Origin of the sequence: Ectopseudomonas khazarica, assembly GCF_017915135.1 — a bacterium.
Taxonomy (GTDB): domain Bacteria; phylum Pseudomonadota; class Gammaproteobacteria; order Pseudomonadales; family Pseudomonadaceae; genus Aquipseudomonas; species Aquipseudomonas khazarica.
The window spans coordinates 3,577,902-3,593,692 of the sequence record NZ_CP068551.1 but is presented as its reverse complement, the minus strand read 5'-3'; the positions used below and the strand labels follow the sequence as shown (position 1 = coordinate 3,593,692).

13 protein-coding genes are annotated in these 15,791 nt (G+C 65.7%); 5 read left to right on the top strand and 8 right to left on the bottom strand.

Annotated elements, in window-relative coordinates; genetic code table 11:
* Nucleotides 1-162: 162 nt before the first annotated feature.
* Complete coding sequence (locus JLK41_RS16930) at nt 163-1,161, bottom strand: AraC family transcriptional regulator (RefSeq protein ID WP_037053181.1); 999 nt, start codon at nt 1,159-1,161, stop codon at nt 163-165.
* Nucleotides 1,162-1,326: 165 nt separating this feature from the next.
* On the opposite strand from JLK41_RS16930, the gene JLK41_RS16925 reads away from it, so the two are divergent.
* On the top strand, nt 1,327-2,466 hold the full coding sequence (locus tag JLK41_RS16925; protein WP_037053179.1) for an acyl-CoA dehydrogenase family protein: 1,140 nt from the start codon (nt 1,327-1,329) through the stop codon (nt 2,464-2,466).
* 91 nt (nt 2,467-2,557) lie between these two features.
* Nucleotides 2,558-3,739, top strand: coding sequence for a CaiB/BaiF CoA transferase family protein (locus JLK41_RS16920; protein WP_210389419.1), 1,182 nt, complete (start codon nt 2,558-2,560; stop codon nt 3,737-3,739).
* 37 nt (nt 3,740-3,776) lie between these two features.
* On the opposite strand, the gene JLK41_RS16915 is transcribed toward JLK41_RS16920, so the two are convergent.
* The 3 genes from JLK41_RS16915 to JLK41_RS16905 form a co-directional block, all read right to left on the bottom strand.
* A complete protein-coding gene (locus JLK41_RS16915; protein WP_037053176.1) occupies nt 3,777-4,271 on the bottom strand; it encodes a SprT family zinc-dependent metalloprotease in 495 nt (164 codons plus the stop codon).
* A 169-nt stretch (nt 4,272-4,440) separates the two neighbouring features.
* Nucleotides 4,441-5,040: a Yip1 family protein gene (locus JLK41_RS16910; RefSeq protein WP_037053175.1), complete on the bottom strand. Its 600-nt coding sequence runs from the start codon at nt 5,038-5,040 to the stop codon at nt 4,441-4,443.
* Between the two features lie 167 nt (nt 5,041-5,207).
* The gene (locus JLK41_RS16905; protein ID WP_047590731.1) at nt 5,208-5,801 is read right to left on the bottom strand and encodes a DNA-J related domain-containing protein; all 594 of its coding nucleotides are present in this window, start codon (nt 5,799-5,801) and stop codon (nt 5,208-5,210) included.
* Between the two features lie 101 nt (nt 5,802-5,902).
* Between JLK41_RS16905 and ttcA the strand changes: the two genes are divergently transcribed.
* From ttcA to JLK41_RS16890, 3 genes are all read left to right on the top strand, one after another.
* The gene (ttcA, locus tag JLK41_RS16900; protein WP_037053173.1) at nt 5,903-6,727 is read left to right on the top strand and encodes a tRNA 2-thiocytidine(32) synthetase TtcA; all 825 of its coding nucleotides are present in this window, start codon (nt 5,903-5,905) and stop codon (nt 6,725-6,727) included.
* 915 nt (nt 6,728-7,642) lie between these two features.
* Nucleotides 7,643-8,704, top strand: a complete 1,062-nt coding sequence (locus JLK41_RS16895; protein ID WP_037053172.1) for a 3-deoxy-7-phosphoheptulonate synthase — start codon at nt 7,643-7,645, stop codon at nt 8,702-8,704.
* 102 nt (nt 8,705-8,806) lie between these two features.
* Nucleotides 8,807-9,478, top strand: a complete 672-nt coding sequence (locus JLK41_RS16890; protein ID WP_210389418.1) for a DNA-3-methyladenine glycosylase I — start codon at nt 8,807-8,809, stop codon at nt 9,476-9,478.
* Here JLK41_RS16890 and JLK41_RS16885 read toward each other — a convergent pair.
* The 4 genes from JLK41_RS16885 to ngg all read right to left on the bottom strand — a co-directional run bounded on the left by JLK41_RS16885 (nt 9,468) and on the right by ngg (nt 15,696).
* Nucleotides 9,468-9,719 (bottom strand): YheU family protein, encoded by a 252-nt coding sequence (locus JLK41_RS16885; protein WP_037053170.1) that lies wholly within the window; start codon nt 9,717-9,719, stop codon nt 9,468-9,470. The genes JLK41_RS16890 and JLK41_RS16885 overlap by 11 nt on opposite strands.
* A 71-nt stretch (nt 9,720-9,790) precedes the next feature.
* Nucleotides 9,791-12,535 carry a hybrid sensor histidine kinase/response regulator gene (locus JLK41_RS16880; RefSeq protein WP_210389417.1) on the bottom strand — a complete coding sequence of 915 codons (2,745 nt, stop codon included), beginning with the start codon at nt 12,533-12,535 and terminating at the stop codon, nt 9,791-9,793.
* A gap of 157 nt (nt 12,536-12,692) precedes the next feature.
* Nucleotides 12,693-13,892 (bottom strand): osmoprotectant NAGGN system M42 family peptidase, encoded by a 1,200-nt coding sequence (locus JLK41_RS16875; protein ID WP_037053167.1) that lies wholly within the window; start codon nt 13,890-13,892, stop codon nt 12,693-12,695.
* A 64-nt stretch (nt 13,893-13,956) separates the two neighbouring features.
* Nucleotides 13,957-15,696, bottom strand: a complete 1,740-nt coding sequence (ngg, locus tag JLK41_RS16870; protein WP_210389416.1) for an N-acetylglutaminylglutamine synthetase — start codon at nt 15,694-15,696, stop codon at nt 13,957-13,959.
* Nucleotides 15,697-15,791 lie beyond the last annotated feature (95 nt).

Below are 15,791 nucleotides of genomic sequence, written 5' to 3'. Positions count from 1 at the left end.
AGTAGCCGGCATACCCGCCCCGGAAGGTGGCATGCGCCGGTTTTACGAGCGTCGCGCCTGCGTCATGAGTGCATCGACCTCTTCCGCGCTGGCCAGATTATGGCCAAGGGTGATGACGCTGATACGGGGTCGCATGGGCGCGCTCCTGTTATGCCGTGGCGGTCAGCCCTCCTGGGCACGATAGGCGCCAGGGGTCAGCCCGGTCCACTTCTTGAACGCCCGATGGAATGCAGACGGCTCGGAAAAGCCCAGCTGTTCGGCGATGTCCTGGATGGCCAGTTCGTCGCGGCCCAGGTGATAGATCGCCAGGTCACGGCGCAGGTGGTCCTTGAGTTCCTGGAAACTGGTGCCTTCCTCGCGCAGGTGACGGCGCAGGGTCTGCGGGCTGGTGTGCAACTGGTGAGCGACCTGTTCGAGGTCGGGCCAGGTACGGCAGTCGCGCCCGAGCAGGCGGCGAATCTGGCTGATCAGGCTGTCACCGCCGTCGGGGCGTGCCAGCAGGTCGGCCGGGGAGTGCTCGAGAAACTGCTTGAGGGTGCGCTCGTCCTGCAGCAGCGGCATGGCCAGGTAGCGGGCATGGAACAGCAGGCTGGTCTGCCCGGCGGCGAAGCGTCGGCTGCAGGGAAACAGCAGTTCGTACTCGGCGACATGTTCCGGCTCGGGGTAGGCGAAGGTGGCTTCCTCGAGGCGGATGCGCTGGCCGATCAGCCAGCTGCCGAGGCGGTGCCAAATCACCAGCAGGCTTTCCACCAGAAAGTGATCCGGGTCCCACAGCGTGCTGTCGTCCACGCTCAGCCGCGCCCAGTCGCCCTCGCGCTGCAGATGGATGCTCGGTGCATCCGGGAACAGGCCATAGAACAGGGCACCACGGCTCAGGGCCTTCTCCAGGCTGCGGCAATGGATGATGGCGTGGCCCATCATGGCGAAGGTGCCGCGTTTGCTGGGCTGGCGCCCGAAGCCCAGGTACTCGTCGTCCAGTGCCTCCCAGAGCAGCTGCATCAGCCGGGCGAACTGCTCGGGGGCGATGCGTGCACGCGGTTCCACCAGCACCGCCGGCTGGATCCCGGCCTGGCGCAGTAGCGCGTCGCAGGCGAGGCCGCGGCGCCCGGCACCGCGCAGTGCGGCGCGGACGAAGTGGCTGGCGATGGTGCGTTCGCGCATGCTGGTTTTCCAAGGTCGAGGGGCACCGATGGTAGGCGGCTGGCGTTCGCGGCGGCAAGCCAGCCGAGCGATTGGGTCAATTCAGGCTGAGCGCATGGGTCATTGAGGGGGCAGCGGGGCGGCACTTACCCTCTGGCTCATAAAAAACAGCGGAGGACCCGCCCCATGCAGCGCAATCATTTCGACACCGAACACAACCTGTTTCGCGATGCCTTCGCGGCATTCCTGGACAAGGAGGTGGTGCCCCATCAGGAAGCCTGGGAAGAGGCCGGAGTGGTGGATCGCAGCGTGTGGCGCAAGGCGGGCGAAATGGGCTTCCTGCTGCCCTGGGCGGACGAGGAATATGGTGGCACGGGGCTCAAGGACTTCCGCTACGAGCAGATCATGTGCGAGGAGCTGGCGCGTATCAACGAGCCCGGTTTCATGATTCCGCTGCACTCGGCGCTGTGCGGCCCCTATATCGCCGAATACGGCAATGCCGAGCAGAAGGCGCGTCTGCTGCCAGGCATCATCCGTGGCGAGACCATCCTGGCCGTGGCGATGACCGAGCCGGCCGCCGGCTCCGACCTGGCCGGCATGCGCACCACGGCGGTGGACAAGGGCGATCACTGGCTGCTCAACGGCTCCAAGGTGTTCATCTCCAACGGTTACTTGGCCGACGTGGTGATCGTCGCGGCCAAGACCGATCCGGCCAACAAGCACGCCATGGGCCTGTTCCTGGTCGAGCGTGGCATGCCGGGTTTCGAGCGCGGCAAGAAGTTGAAGAAGCTCGGCATGCACAGCCAGGACACCGCCGAGCTGTTCTTCAACGAGGTCAAGGTGCCCAAGGAGAACCTGCTCGGTGACGCCAAGGGCGGCTTCTTCTACCTGATGAACATGCTGGCCCAGGAACGCCTGACCAACGCCTGTGGCGCGGTGGCCGGGGCCGAGGCGGCGCTGCAGGCGACCGTCGAGTACGTCAGGGAACGCCAGGCCTTCGGTCGCCCGGTGGCACACTTTCAGAACACCCGCTTCAAGCTCGCCGAGATGCGCACGCAGATCGACGTGGCGCAGGTGTTCACCGACCGCTGCGTGATGGACCACAACCAGAAGCAGCTCAGCCCCGAAGTGGCTGCCGAGGCCAAGCTGTTCACCACCGAGCTGCTCGGCAAGGTCGTCGACGAGGGTGTACAGCTGCATGGCGGTTGGGGCTACATGTGGGAGTATCCGATCTGCAAGATGTACGCGAACGCGCGCATCCAGCGCATCTTCGCCGGTACGTCGGAGATCATGAAGGAAATCATCAGCCGTGGCATGAAGCTGTAAGGTCGCGCAGGAGCGATCAGCGCATCGGCGTTGCGGGGGCGTATGAACGCTGCCGCCGCGTCGGCCAACCGGTCACTTATCAGGAGACGCCATGAGCGGCCCACTGTCTTCGTTGAAGGTTCTCGACTTCTCCACCCTGTTGCCAGGGCCATTCGCTTCCTTGCTGCTCGCCGACATGGGCGCAGACGTTTTGCGCGTCGAGTCGCCGACGCGCATGGACCTGGTGCGCGTACTGCCTCCGCACGATGGCGGCACCTCCACCAGCCACGCCTACCTGAACCGTAACAAGCGCAGCATCGCCCTCGACCTCAAGCGCGCGGAGGCGGTCGAGGTGGTCAAGCAACTGGTGCTTGAGTACGACATCGTGCTGGAGCAGTTTCGCCCCGGTGTAATGGACAAGCTGGGCGTCGGCTACGAGGCGCTCAAGGCGATCAACCCGAGGCTGATCTACGTGTCGATCACCGGTTATGGCCAGAGCGGGCCGTATCGTGATCGCGCCGGGCACGACATCAACTACCTCGCACTGGCCGGCATCGCCAGCTATACCGGGCGTGCTGACAGCGGCCCGCTGCCGCTGGGCGTCCAACTGGCGGACCTGGCCGGCGGCTCGCTGCATGGGGTGATCGGCCTGCTTGCCGCCGTGGTGCAGCGCCAGGTGAGCGGCCAGGGCCAGCAGGTCGACGTGAGCATGACCGATTGTGCCTTCAGCCTGCATGGCATGGCAGGCGCAGGCTACCTGGGCGCCGGTGTGGAACCCGACATGGAGAATCAGGCGCTCAACGGTGGCAGTTTCTATGACTACTACCGCACGCGCGATGGCCGCTGGTTCTCGGTCGGCAGCCTGGAACCACAGTTCATGCAGCAGTTCTGCGCCGCCATTGGTCGTCCCGAGCTGGCGGCACGCGGGCTTTCGCCCAAGTTGGACGACCAGCGTGCGCTCAAGCGCGAGATCGAGGTCGAGATCGAGAAGCGCGACTTCGCCGAATGGAGCGAGGTGTTCGCCGCGCTGGATGCCTGCGTCGAGCCCATGCTGCCCCTCTCCGAGGCGGTGGCGCATCCGCAGATCAGGTCCCGTGAGCTGGTGGTCGAGGTGCCGCGCGAGGGGCTGCCGGCGCAGGCGCAACTGGCCTGCCCGCTGAAATTCTCCGACGGCCTGGCGCCACCCCGGCATGTCGGCGCGGCGGTCGGCGCGCACACCGAGCAGGTGCTGCAGGAGCTGGGCTACGACGCCGAGCGGATCGCCGCGCTGCGCGAGGCGCGTGTGTTCGGTTGAGTCGCGCTGGGCGGATGCGCGTGCTGAGGCGCTCTGCTTACTCCTGGCGCTGCTCGCCGCTGAAGGTCAGCGTCACCTTGCAGCGTCTGCAATAGTAGCGGCGGCCCTTGGCGACCAGGGCATGGCGCTGGGCCGAGAAGGGGAACTCGCCGTCCGTGCAGCCGCAGCGGTAGATGAAGCGATTGACCTTGCGGCGCTCGACCTCGTAGCTGTGGCAGCGATGCGGCGGCAGCTCGTAGACACCCCGCATGATCAGCTGCCACTCCTCGCCATGCGGCTGGATGCGTGGGCCGAACAGCTGGTGGGCGATCATGTGGGCGACTTCGTGAGGCACCGTCTGGCGCAGGAAGTCCTCATGGTTGTCCCGGTACAGCTGCAGGTTGAAGCGCAGCTTGTTCTCCGTCAGGTGGGCGACGCCCGCCTTCTGCCCGCGCAGCTTGAAACTGATCTGCGGGCGGGCGAAAGGTTGCTTGAAGAAGGCCTCGGCCTGTTGGTAACAGGCTTCGACACGGGCATGGATCTGTTCGGGCATGGCAGGTAGCGGCTGCGGTTCGACGGGGGATTATGCCGCAAGCGCCAGGGATACGGCGAAGTTGCCCGGACCTGCGGACCAGGTGCCGCCTTCCGGGCCGACGAATGGTGGCCCAGATGCAAGAAGGGCCGACATCGCTGCCGGCCCTTGCTGTCGACGCGCTTCAGCGCTAGCTGGTGTAGACCGGGCCGACGCCCATGCCCCAGAGAATCACCGAGCTGGCGATCATCGCCACCAGTACCACCAGACCGACCGCCAACACCGAGCTGGAGAACATGAAGCCTTCGTCCTCGGGGATGCTCATGAAGGTCGGTATGCCGACGTAGAGCAGGTAGACCGTGTAGCAGATGGCGATCGTACCCACGACCATGCCCAGCCACAGGTGCGGGTACAGGGCCGCCAGGCCGCCGATGAACAGCGGGGTCGCGGTATAGGCGGCGAAGACGATGCATTGGGTCAGGCTGGGATTGGCATCGTAGGTGCGCGCCATCCAGTGGATGAAGGCGCCCATTACCGCGACGCCGGCGAGCATGGCCAGGTAGGACATGATGGTCATCACCATCGCACTGCCTTCGGTGAGCATTACCGGTGCTCGATCACCGATGGCCCAGCCGACCTGGGTGGTGCCGATGTAGGCTGAGATCGCGGGGATGGCCGCGAGGATCAGCACGTGGGTCAGGTACATGTGGCTGATGGATTCTTCCTCGCCACGGATTTCTTGCCATTCTTGGTCGGGATGGGTGAAGAGCCCCCAAACGTGGTGGATCATGCCAGACACCTCCTCATTCTTATGACGGTCGCCCCCCGCGGACGCCCGGCGCGCATGGGCAGCGCCACCGGGTGACCAAGCCGAATCAATGCGACCTTATGTCGCAGTATAGGCAGGGGCTGGAGCAGGCGTGGTGCCTGGCTTTAGAGCAAATCGCTCTCTCTGGATCAGCGGTAATAGCGCTCTAGAATTTCCATCGCCAGGTTGATCGACTGCAACCGCTCTGTGCTGCCGCCTCGGTCGGGGTGGTGCTGGCTGACCATCTGCCGATAGCGTTGCTTGATCCTTGGCAGGTCGAGGGCCCGCTCGTCGTCCAGTTCGAACAGCTCCAGCGCGGCCTGCTTCTCGTCGCCACCCTGCATGCGCGTCCAGAAGCTGGTCAGCAGGCGTTCGACGTCGCGCTCGTCGGTATCGCGCAGCTGGCTCATGTCGAGGTAGTAGTCACGCAGCTCGTCACGCTCGCTCAGCGCAGCGGCGCCGGGCTCGTACGGCAGCAGGCGAATGCACAACGGGCTGATCTGCAGCAGGTGGCTGCCCTGCTGCCAGAGCCGCTCGCGCAGGCGATACAGGGCGTTGAACAGCAGGAAATGGGTGCGGAACAGCACCAGTTTGTCGGCCAGCGGCAGGTTGGGGATATGGCCGCTGTGGCGCTCTTTCAGTTGCTGGATCAGCGCGTACTCGGCAAGCCCCTCGGGAGCGGCCTGCAGCAATTGCAGCACCTGTTCGGCGAGGTCCTGGGTGGGGTCTAGGTCGTCATTCATCGGCCGAGCCTAGCATTTCGTTGCCGGTGGGGTAGGGGCGAGACGCCATTGTGCGTAAAATGTCGCGCTTTCGTTCCCACCCCCTCGGATTTCGACGCACCATGGGCACCCTTTCGGTCAACCAGAACAAACTGCAGAAGCGCATTCGCCGCCTGGCCGGCGAGGCCATCACCGATTTCAACATGATCGAGGATGGCGACAAGGTGATGGTCTGCCTGTCCGGCGGCAAGGACAGCTACACCATGCTCGACGTGCTGCTGTACCTGCAGAAGGTGGCGCCGATCAAGTTCGAGATCGTCGCGGTGAACATGGACCAGAAGCAGCCCGGTTTCCCCGAGCACGTGCTGCCGGCCTATCTGGAATCCATCGGTGTGCAGTACCACATAATCGAGAAGGACACCTACTCGGTGGTCAAGGAGAAGATTCCCGAGGGCAAGACCACCTGCTCGCTGTGCTCGCGCCTGCGTCGCGGCACGCTGTACACCTACGCCGACGAGATCGGTGCGACCAAGATGGCGCTGGGGCACCACCGCGACGACATCCTGGAAACCTTCTTCCTCAACATGTTCTACGGCGGCACGCTCAAGGCCATGCCGCCCAAGCTGCTCTCCGACGACGGCCGCAACGTGGTGATCCGCCCGCTGGCCTACTGCGCCGAGGCGGACATCGAGGCCTACAGCCAGCTCAAGGAATTCCCCATCATCCCGTGCAACCTGTGCGGTTCGCAGGAGAACCTGCAGCGCCAGGTGGTCAAGGAGATGCTGCAGGAGTGGGAGCGCAAGAGCCCCGGCCGTGTCGAGATCATGTTCCGCGCCCTGCAGAACGTGCACCCGTCGCAACTGGCCGACCGCAACCTGTTCGACTTCAGGAGCCTGAAGATCGACGATAGCGCCACCCCGCGCTTTCTCGATGTGATGAGCCTGTAACCGGGGTGGGGTGGATCACGCTTCACCAATCCACCGTGCGGCCGTTGGTGGATGTAAGAAGCGACATCCACCCTACGGGGCGACGGCAGCGGCGTGCCGCGCTTTCTTGACCTGATAAGTCCGTAACCGGTGTAGGGTGGATCACGCTTCACCGATCCACCGTGCAGGGGTATTGGTGGATGTAAAAGGCGACATCCAGGGTCGACGACAGCGCCGTGCTGCGTTTTCTTGACCTGATAAGTCCGTAACCGGTGTAGGGTGGATCACGCTTCACCGATCCACCGTGCCGGGGCATTGGTGGATGTAAAAGGCGACATCCACCCTACGGATCGACGACAGCGCCACCCCGCGCTTTCTCGACGTGATGAGCCTGTAACCAGGGTAGGGTGGACCACGCTTCACCGATCCGCCGTGCTGGGGCTATCGGTGGATGCAGGAACCGACATCCACCTTGCGCCGCATGGGTGCTTGCCAGGCCGCCAGGGCCTGGAGTAAGGTTCAGCCATCGTTTTGGAGAATTCCATGTCTGTCAGCCACAACCTCCTGTCCATGCTGCAAGCCGGTGCCTCTCGCGCCGCGCTGGCTCGTGCGCAGGCGCTCGTGGCGGCGGCGTATTATTTCTTTGGGTATTGGTTTAGCCACAGGCGCGCCTGATACCCCACAGGCGGCCTAGCAGAACAGGGTCGCCACCAGAGACGTTTTCCAGAAAACCCCCGGTCGGCAACCCGACCGGGGGTTTTGTTTTTTCGGTCGAAAAAGACCACGTATCGAGGACATGCAGATGAACCGTTATTACCGCAACTACCGCTACGACTGGCGATTTAGCAGCGTTACCGCCGCCCTGACACCTTTGCAACGAACACTCAGCTAGCGCCGCCGCGGCACCGACCGCGCCGGCCAAGGAACCGCCAGATCATGAACGCATCCGTCTCCGCTCAACTCGCTTCCCACGCCACCTCCATCGTCCGTCGCAGCGCCCAGCCGCTGCCCAGTCCCGCCGTCCTGCGCCAGCGCCTGCCGTTGCCCAGTCTGCTTGCCGAACGCATCTGCGCCGACCGTGCCGCCATCCGTGCCGTGCTCGATGGCGAGGATTCGCGTCTGCTCGTCGTCGTCGGCCCGTGCTCCCTGCATGACCCGGTTTCGGCTCTCGAATATGCCGAGCGCCTGGCGGAACTCGCGCCTCAGGTCGACGACCAGCTGTTGCTGGTGATGCGCGCCTACGTGGAGAAGCCACGTACCACCGTGGGCTGGAAGGGCCTGTTGTATGACCCGCATCTCGACGGCAGTGGTGACATGGCCGAGGGGCTGCGCCAGTCGCGGCAACTGATGCTGGATATCCTGGCGCGCGGCCTGCCACTGGCGACCGAGTTGCTGCAACCGTTGGCTGCCGGCTACTTCGATGACCTGCTCGGCTGGGCGGCGATTGGTGCACGCACCAGCGAATCGCAGGTGCACCGCGAGATGGTCAGTGGCCTGGACCTGCCGGTCGGCTTCAAGAACGGCACCGATGGCAGCGTCGGCATCGCCTGCGACGCCATGCGTTCGGCTGCGCACCCGCACCAGCACTTCGGTATCGATGAGCTTGGCCACCCGGCACTGCTGCACACCGCCGGCAACCCCGATACCCATCTGGTGCTGCGCGGTGGCCACGGTGCGCCCAACCACGATGCCGCCAGTGTCGCCGCCGCGCGCGACGCGCTGCAGCGTCAGGGCATAGCGCCGCGCATCATGGTCGATTGCAGCCATGCCAACAGCGGCAAGGACCCGCTGCGTCAGCCGGCGGTGCTGGACAGCGTGATCGACCAGCGCCTGGCCGGCGATCTCAGCCTGCGCGGGGTGATGCTGGAGAGTCACCTGTTCGACGGCTGCCAGGCGCTTTCCGGCGAGCTGCGCTACGGTGTCTCGATCACCGATGGCTGCCTGGGCTGGAGCGCGACCGAGGTCGCCCTGCGTCAGGCGGCCGAACGCCTGCGCTAGGGGCGCCCGCCGATCCGCGAGCGGCAGTGCCTTCGGGCGGGACTTGAGTGTTCGGCGAACTGCGTGCAGGCTTCGTCACTGGTTTCAGCAAGGATTCGATTCATGCGTGATTACAAGTGGCTGCACGCGTTCTGCCTCAATCGCTTCGGTTCGGAGAAGGCGCTGCAGGCGATGCTGCTGCAGCCGCGCAGCGAGGCCGAGCTGCGCGCATTGAGCGACGATCGCTACCTGTCGTTGATCAGCCTGCGCATCTTCCGCGCAGGGCTCAAGCACAGCCTGGTGGACGCCAAGTGGCCGGCGTTCGAGGAGGTGTTCTTCGGTTTCGACCCGGAGAAGGTGGTGCTGATGGGCGGCGAGCGCCTGGAGAACCTGATGCAGGACGCGCGTCTGATTCGCCATCTGGGCAAGTTGAAGAGCGTGCCGCGCAACGCCCAGTTCATCCTCGATGTCCGTCGCGAGAAAGGCAGCTTCGGCGCCCTTGTCGCGGACTGGCCGGCAAGCGATATCGTCGGTCTGTGGAAGTACCTGGCCAAGCACGGCAGCCAGTTGGGCGGGCTGTCCGCACCGCGCTTCCTGCGCATGGTCGGCAAGGATACCTTCGTGCCCACCGATGACATGGTGGCGGCGCTCAAGGCCCAGGGCATCATCGACAAGGCGCCGACCAGCCAGAAGGATCTGGCTGCCGTGCAGGCGGCCTTTAATCAATGGCACGCCGAGAGCGGCCGGCCACTGTGTCAGCTATCGGTCATGCTGGCGCATACGGTCAATCACTGAAGTCGTCGTTCAGCGCATCCAGCCACTCTTTCGGCACGTCGCGTTTCATCGCCAGCTGGCACTGCTGGCTGTCGGGATCGAACACGATCACCGCCTCGCCCTTGTCCAGGGCGCGGCGCACGCGCTGGACGCGGGTCTCCAGCGGGGTTTCGTCACCGTTGTCGGTACCGTCGCGGGTGACGAAGTCTTCGATCAGGGCGGTGAGGGTGTCGGCTTGCAGCAGGTGGGCGGGAATCAGCACAGCGAACGGGCTCCAGTGGCAGGCGCTCATGATAGAGGCAGAGCGCCTGCCGCCGCGAGCCTCTGCCGATGTCAGGCGCCCTGCGGGTCGAGGTAGCGCTCCAGGGTGCTGTAGAGCACGCCGCTGTCCAGCGGTTTGCCGAGGAAATCGTCCATGCCGGCGTCCAGGCCGTGCTGGCGGTGCTCTTCGAGGATGTGTGCGGTCAGGGCGATGATGGGCACGGCGGCCAACTGCTGGCCGCGTTCCAGGCGACGGATCTGCCGGGTGGCCTCGAAACCGTCCATCACCGGCATCTCGCAATCCATCAGGATCAGCTGCACGGCGGCGGGGTCGCGCGCATATTCGTCGACGGCCGCCTGGCCGTTGGTCACCAGGCGCACGCTGTAGCCGCGTTTCTTGAGAAAGCCCTGAACCACCAGCTGATTCACCGGGTTGTCCTCCGCCACCAGGATGCACGGGGCGTTGCCATTGTCGCTGCGTACTTCTCTCACCAATCGATGTACCTGTGCTCTGGGTTCTTCATACAGCCCGCTCAGTGCCTGGCGCAGGGCGTTGATCGCCACGGGCTGGGCCAGGTGTTGCAGGCGCAGGCCGTGACTGGCCGGTAATTGCTGGCAGGCTTCGGGCGGGCAGACCAGCAGCACACGCTGCTGCGTCTGCAGCATGGGCCTGAGCGAGTCGAGCCAGTGGTTCACCCCGCCCGGCCAGGGCGCCATCAATATCAGCAATGGCGGCGCGGCGAAATCCTCCAGATAGCCTTGCAGGCGCTCCGGTGTCTGGCAGCGCTCGGTGCGCATGCCCCAGCGCCCGAGCAGGCGGCTCATGGCATCCAGGCCCAGGCCGTCCAGCGAGGCGAGCAGGGCGGTGCGTCCGGCCAGCAGACGGCTGAGTTCGTCGGGCACGTCCGGTTCGGCCAGCAAGGGTATATCGAATGCGAAGCGCGTGCCTTGGCCGAGGGTGCTCTGGACCTCGATCCGTCCCCCCATCATCTCCACCAGCTCCTTGCTGATGGCCAGGCCCAGGCCGCTGCCGCCGTAGCGGCGGGTGGTGCTGGAGTCGCCCTGGGCGAAGGACTCGAACAGCTGCGCCAGTGCCTGCTCGCTGATGCCGATACCACTGTCGCTGACGGCGAACACCAGGTGCGGTTCGCCGTGGCTGTCGCTGCGGCGGCTGACGCTGAGCGCGACATGGCCTTCGGCGGTGAATTTCAGGGCGTTGCTGAGCAGGTTCATCAACACCTGCTTGAGGCGTGTCGGGTCGCCCTGAATCCGCCGGGGCACGCCGTTTTCCAGGCTGACGTAGAGGCGCAGGCGCTTGTCCATGGCCTGCCCGGTGAACAGGCTGAGGGTGTCGGAGATCATGTCCTCGAGGTCGAACTCGATCTGTTCCAGGCTGAGCTTGCCGGACTCGATGCGGGCGTAGTCGAGGATGTCGTTGATCACCGCCATCAGCGAGCTGCCGGAGCTGGAGATGGTGTCGACGTAGAAGCGCTGGCTGCGATCCAGCGGCGTCTCGCGCAGCAGTTGCAGCATGCCCAGCACGCCATTGAGCGGCGTGCGGATCTCGTGGCTCATCTTGGCCAGGAAGCGGCTCTTGGCCTGGCTTTCGAACGCCGCCTGCTCGGCGGCGCGGCGCGACTGGAAGCCTTCTTCCTTGAGCAGGTTGATGCGGTCGGCCAGGCCGATGGACAGGGTGATCAGCTCGATGGTGACGCCGATCTTCACCGCCGTGGCGCCGAACACGCCGAACACCTCCAGGCCCAGCGAGCCAGTGGTGGCCTGGATGAAGGCGAACAGCAGGATGGCCCAGGCCAGGGTGTAGTAGGAGCCATAGCGCACGCCCCGACGCCAGATGTAGATGCCGGTGAGCAGCAGGATCAGCGACACCACGGAGACGGTGACGCTGGCCAGGATGTTCCAGGCGGCGAAGCCGATCAGCGGTACCGACAGCAGGCAGCCGATGCACACCAGCATCAGCAGGCGCAGGCCGGTGTCGAGTGTCGGAAAGTACTGCCGCGCGTGGAGGAAGTGGCGGCTGAACTGGATGGCCGTGAGGCAGTGCACGTACATCAGGATGTAGATGCTGACCGACTGGAAGGCCACGTGTTCGGGGAGCAGCTTGAACAGCATGCCGTCGAAGCAGGCGGCGAGCAGGCCGACGTTGAGGTTGTAGGCCAGGTACCAGAGGTAGGCCGACTCGCGCAGTGACAGGTAGAGGAACAGGTTGTAGCAGAACATCGCGAACAGCACGCCGTAGAAGGCGCCGGCGAACCCCATCAGGTTCTCCTGCGCCGCCGCGCTGGCGCCGTAGGTGGCGAAGAACAGCGGCACGAACACCGTGCTGCTGGTTTCCACGCGGATCAGCAGCGTGCTGACCCCCGGCTCCATCTGCATGGGGAACCAGAAGTTGCGGACCTGCACCGGGCGTTGCGAGAAGGCGAAGCGGTCACCGCTTTCCTGGGCCTGGCGCCGGCCCTGGGGATCGATCAGGTAGACCTGCAGGTGATCGAGAAGCGGGTAATTGACTTCGAGGTAGCCGCCGAGCGGGTGATCGAGGCTGCTGACCAGGCGCACCTTGAACCACCACACGGAGGCATTCTTGCCGAGATTGGCATGCTCGCCGTCCAGGTCGTGGAAGGCGCCATCGTCCAGGGCCTGGACCTGCTCGACGCTCAGGCTGCCGTCCGCGTCCTCGTAGTAGCCGGTGTAAGGGCCCAGGGAAAAACGCAGGTCGTCACTGTCCAGCGGCGCGGGCGTGAGGGCCCAGCTCGGACATGCAAGCCAGAACAGCAGCAAAGCCAGACATAGACGAGGCATCCGTGAACCTCAGAAGGCCATGTGCATGGCCGGAAGTCGTTTTAACGTCGCATGGCGACGACCCGCAGGTTGGCCAAGGTGCTGGCGGCCATAAAAAGGGGAGCCTGAGCTCCCCCTGTCGTCCTTCGTGCCACTTTGCCCTTATGTGGGAAACCCTTCAAGCATCCCGATCATGTTGCTTGACCAGGCTGTCCACCGGCGGCACCCGGGTGCCGCTTTCCATCTGCGCATCGTGCTCCAGCTGATGGCTGAAATGCTCCAGCGAGCCCTGGGCGGGCTGGGCGTCGCTGGCGAACACCGGCGGGCTCATCATGTAAGCGGTGAGCAGGCTGCTGAGCGCCTTGAGGCTGTCGATGTGCGTGCGCTCGTAGCCGTGGGTGGCATCGCAGCCGAAGGCCAGCAGCGCCGTGCGGATATCGTGGCCGGCGGCGACGGCGGACTGGGCATCGCTGTGGTAGTAGCGGAACAGGTCGCGGCGCACCGCCACCTCCTGTTCAGCGGCCAGGCGCAGCAGCTGGCGGGACAGGTGGTAGTCGTAGGGGCCGCCGGAGTCCTGCATGGCCACGCTGACGGCATGCTCGCTGGATTGCTGACCGGGCGCGACCGGGGCGATGTCGATACCGACGAATTCGCTGACGTCCCAGGGCAGGGCGGCGGCGGCGCCGGAGCCGACTTCCTCGGTGATGGTGAACAGCGGGTGGCAGTCGATCAGCGGTTGCAGGCCGTGGTCGCGAATGAGCTTGAGCGACGTCAGCAGGGCGGCCACGCCGGCCTTGTCGTCCAGGTGTCGGGCGCTGATGTGACCGCTTTCGGAGAACTCCGGCAGGGGGTCGAAGGCGACGAAGTCACCCACCGAGATGCCCAGCGAGTCGCAGTCGGCGCGGGTGGCGCAGTAGGCGTCCAGGCGCAGCTCGACGTGGTCCCAGCTGATCGGCAGGGTGTCGACCGCCGTGTTGAAAGCGTGTCCGGACGCCATCAGCGGCAGCACGCTGCCACGGATCACGCCGTTGTCGGTGAACAGGCTGACGCGGCTGCCCTCGGCGAAGCGGCTCGACCAGCACCCCACCGGGGCCAGGCCGAGGCGGCCGTTGTCCTTGATCTCGCGGACGATGGCGCCGATGGTATCCAGGTGTGCGGAGACGGCGCGGTCAAAGCGTTCGTATTCGCTCTGGCGCCCGCGCAACGTGGCGCGGATGGTGCCGCGACGGGTCAGTTCGAAGGGGATTTCCAGCTCTTCCAGGCGCTCGGCGACGTAGCGCACGATGGTGTCGGTGAAGCCGGTCGGGCTGGGGATGGCGAGCATCTCCAGCAGCACCTTCTGCAGGTAGTCGAGATCGGGTTCGGGTAGTTGTTGCATACAAGCTCCTCGGCGTTTGAGTCTTCCCACTCCCGTTCGCGGGAGTGGGCCGGGGGAGTGGGGTTCAGCTCGTGGCCTGGCTCAGCGGGAACAGCAGGTCGACGAAGCGTTCGGCGGTCGGCTGCGGTTCATGGTTGGCCAGGCCGGCGCGCTCGTTGGCTTCGATGAACACGTAGTCGGGCTGGTCGGCGGCCGGCACCAGCAGGTCGAGGCCGACCACCGGAATCTCCAGCGCACGCGCCGCCTTGATCGCGGCATCGCGCAGCTTCGGATGCAGGATCGCGGTGACGTCTTCCAGTGTGCCGCCGGTGTGCAGGTTGGCGGTCTTGCGCACCGCCAGGCGCTGTCCGGCGGGCAGCACGCTGTCGTAGTCCAGGCCGGCGCCGTGCAGGGTGCGCAGGGTCTCGGCGTCCTTGGGAATGCGGCTCTCGCCGCCGGTGGCGGCCTGGCGGCGACGGCTCTGCGCGTCGATCAGCTCACCGATGCTGTGGCGGCCGTCACCGATGATCTCGGCCGGGCGGCGGATCGCGGCGGCGACGACTTCATAGCCGATCACCAGCACGCGCAGGTCGTGGCCGGCATGGTAGCTCTCCAGCAGCACGCGCTGGTCGAACACCCGTGCGCGCTCGATCGCTTCCTGCACCTCGCCGGGCGTGCGCAGGTCCACGGCGACGCCCTGGCCCTGTTCGCCATCGACCGGCTTGACCACCACCGAGCCGTGTTCGGCGAGAAACGCGGCATTGTCCTCGGCACTGCCTGCGAGGCGCTGGTCGGGCACGCTGAGCTGTACCCGCGACAGCGCGCGGTGGGTCAGGCGCTTGTCCTGGCACAGGGTCATGCTCACCGCGCTGGTCAGGTCGCACAGCGATTCGCGGCAGCGGATGCGCCGGCCGCCATGGCTGAGGGTGAACAGCCCGGCCTCGGCGTCGTCCACCTGCACCTCGATGCCACGGCGCAGGGCTTCGTCGACGATGATGCGTGCATAGGGATTGAGTTCGGCCTGCGGTCCGGGGCCGAGGAACAGCGGCTGGTTGATCCCGTTCTTGCGCTTGAGGCTGAAGGTCTGCAGCTCGCGAAAACCCAGCTTGGCGTACAGCCGCTTGGCCTGCTGGTTGTCGTGCAGCACCGACAGGTCGAGGTAGCTCAGGCCGCGGCTCATGCCGTGCTCGATCAGGTGGCGCACCAGCACTTCGCCGACGCCCGGCCGGCTGCACTGCGGGTCGACCGCCAGGCACCAGAGGCTGCTGCCGTTTTCCGGGTCGCGGAAGGCGCGCTGGTGATTGAGGCCCATCACGCTGCCGATCACCGCGCCGCTGTCCTCGTCCTCGGCCAGCCAGTAGGTCGGGCCGCCATCGTTGTAGGGGGTGAGCTTGTCCGGATCGATCGGCAGCATGCCGCGGGTCTGGTACAGGCAGTTGATCGCCTGCCAGTCCGCCTCGCTCTGCGCGCGGCGGATGCGGAAACCGCGAAAGCTGCGACGCGCCGGCCGGTAGTCGGTGAACCACAAGCGCAGGGTGTCGGACGGGTCGAGGAACAGCTGTTGCGGGGCGTGGGCCAGCACCTGGTGCGGGGCGGCGACGTACAGGGCGATGTCGCGCTCGCCGGGTTGTTCGTCGAGCAGGGCTTCGGCCAGCGCCGTGGCGTCCGGGTAGGTGTGGCCGATCAGCAGCCGCCCCCAGCCGCAGTGGATGGCCTGCGGCTGGCTGGGCTGGCTGCTGTGGTCCTCGGCCAGACGCGCCTGCAGACGTTCGTAGGAGGGTGTCTGGCCGCGGATCAGGCGTTGGTTAAAGGCAGGGGAGCGCATGAGTTGTCCTTAATCTCTACCTCCGGTCTGGGCCGGATCGAGTGTTGAGTCGCGACAACCCCGGATGACATCCGGGCTACGACCGTTGATCCGGC

Excerpts from the sequence above, each read along its gene's own strand:
- JLK41_RS16890 (WP_210389418.1), top strand. The coding sequence starts at position 8,807 with ATGCGTGATTACAAGTGGCTGCACGCGTTCTGCCTCAATCGCTTCGGT.
- ttcA (WP_037053173.1), top strand. The coding sequence starts at position 5,903 with ATGGGCACCCTTTCGGTCAACCAGAACAAACTGCAGAAGCGCATTCGC.
- JLK41_RS16875 (WP_037053167.1), bottom strand. The coding sequence starts at position 13,892 with ATGCAACAACTACCCGAACCCGATCTCGACTACCTGCAGAAGGTGCTG.
- JLK41_RS16895 (WP_037053172.1), top strand. The coding sequence starts at position 7,643 with ATGAACGCATCCGTCTCCGCTCAACTCGCTTCCCACGCCACCTCCATC.
- JLK41_RS16920 (WP_210389419.1), top strand. The coding sequence starts at position 2,558 with ATGAGCGGCCCACTGTCTTCGTTGAAGGTTCTCGACTTCTCCACCCTG.
- JLK41_RS16880 (WP_210389417.1), bottom strand. The coding sequence starts at position 12,535 with ATGCCTCGTCTATGTCTGGCTTTGCTGCTGTTCTGGCTTGCATGTCCG.
- JLK41_RS16930 (WP_037053181.1), bottom strand. The coding sequence starts at position 1,161 with ATGCGCGAACGCACCATCGCCAGCCACTTCGTCCGCGCCGCACTGCGC.
- JLK41_RS16910 (WP_037053175.1), bottom strand. The coding sequence starts at position 5,040 with ATGATCCACCACGTTTGGGGGCTCTTCACCCATCCCGACCAAGAATGG.
- ngg (WP_210389416.1), bottom strand. The coding sequence starts at position 15,696 with ATGCGCTCCCCTGCCTTTAACCAACGCCTGATCCGCGGCCAGACACCC.
- JLK41_RS16905 (WP_047590731.1), bottom strand. The coding sequence starts at position 5,801 with ATGAATGACGACCTAGACCCCACCCAGGACCTCGCCGAACAGGTGCTG.
- JLK41_RS16915 (WP_037053176.1), bottom strand. The coding sequence starts at position 4,271 with ATGCCCGAACAGATCCATGCCCGTGTCGAAGCCTGTTACCAACAGGCC.
- JLK41_RS16925 (WP_037053179.1), top strand. The coding sequence starts at position 1,327 with ATGCAGCGCAATCATTTCGACACCGAACACAACCTGTTTCGCGATGCC.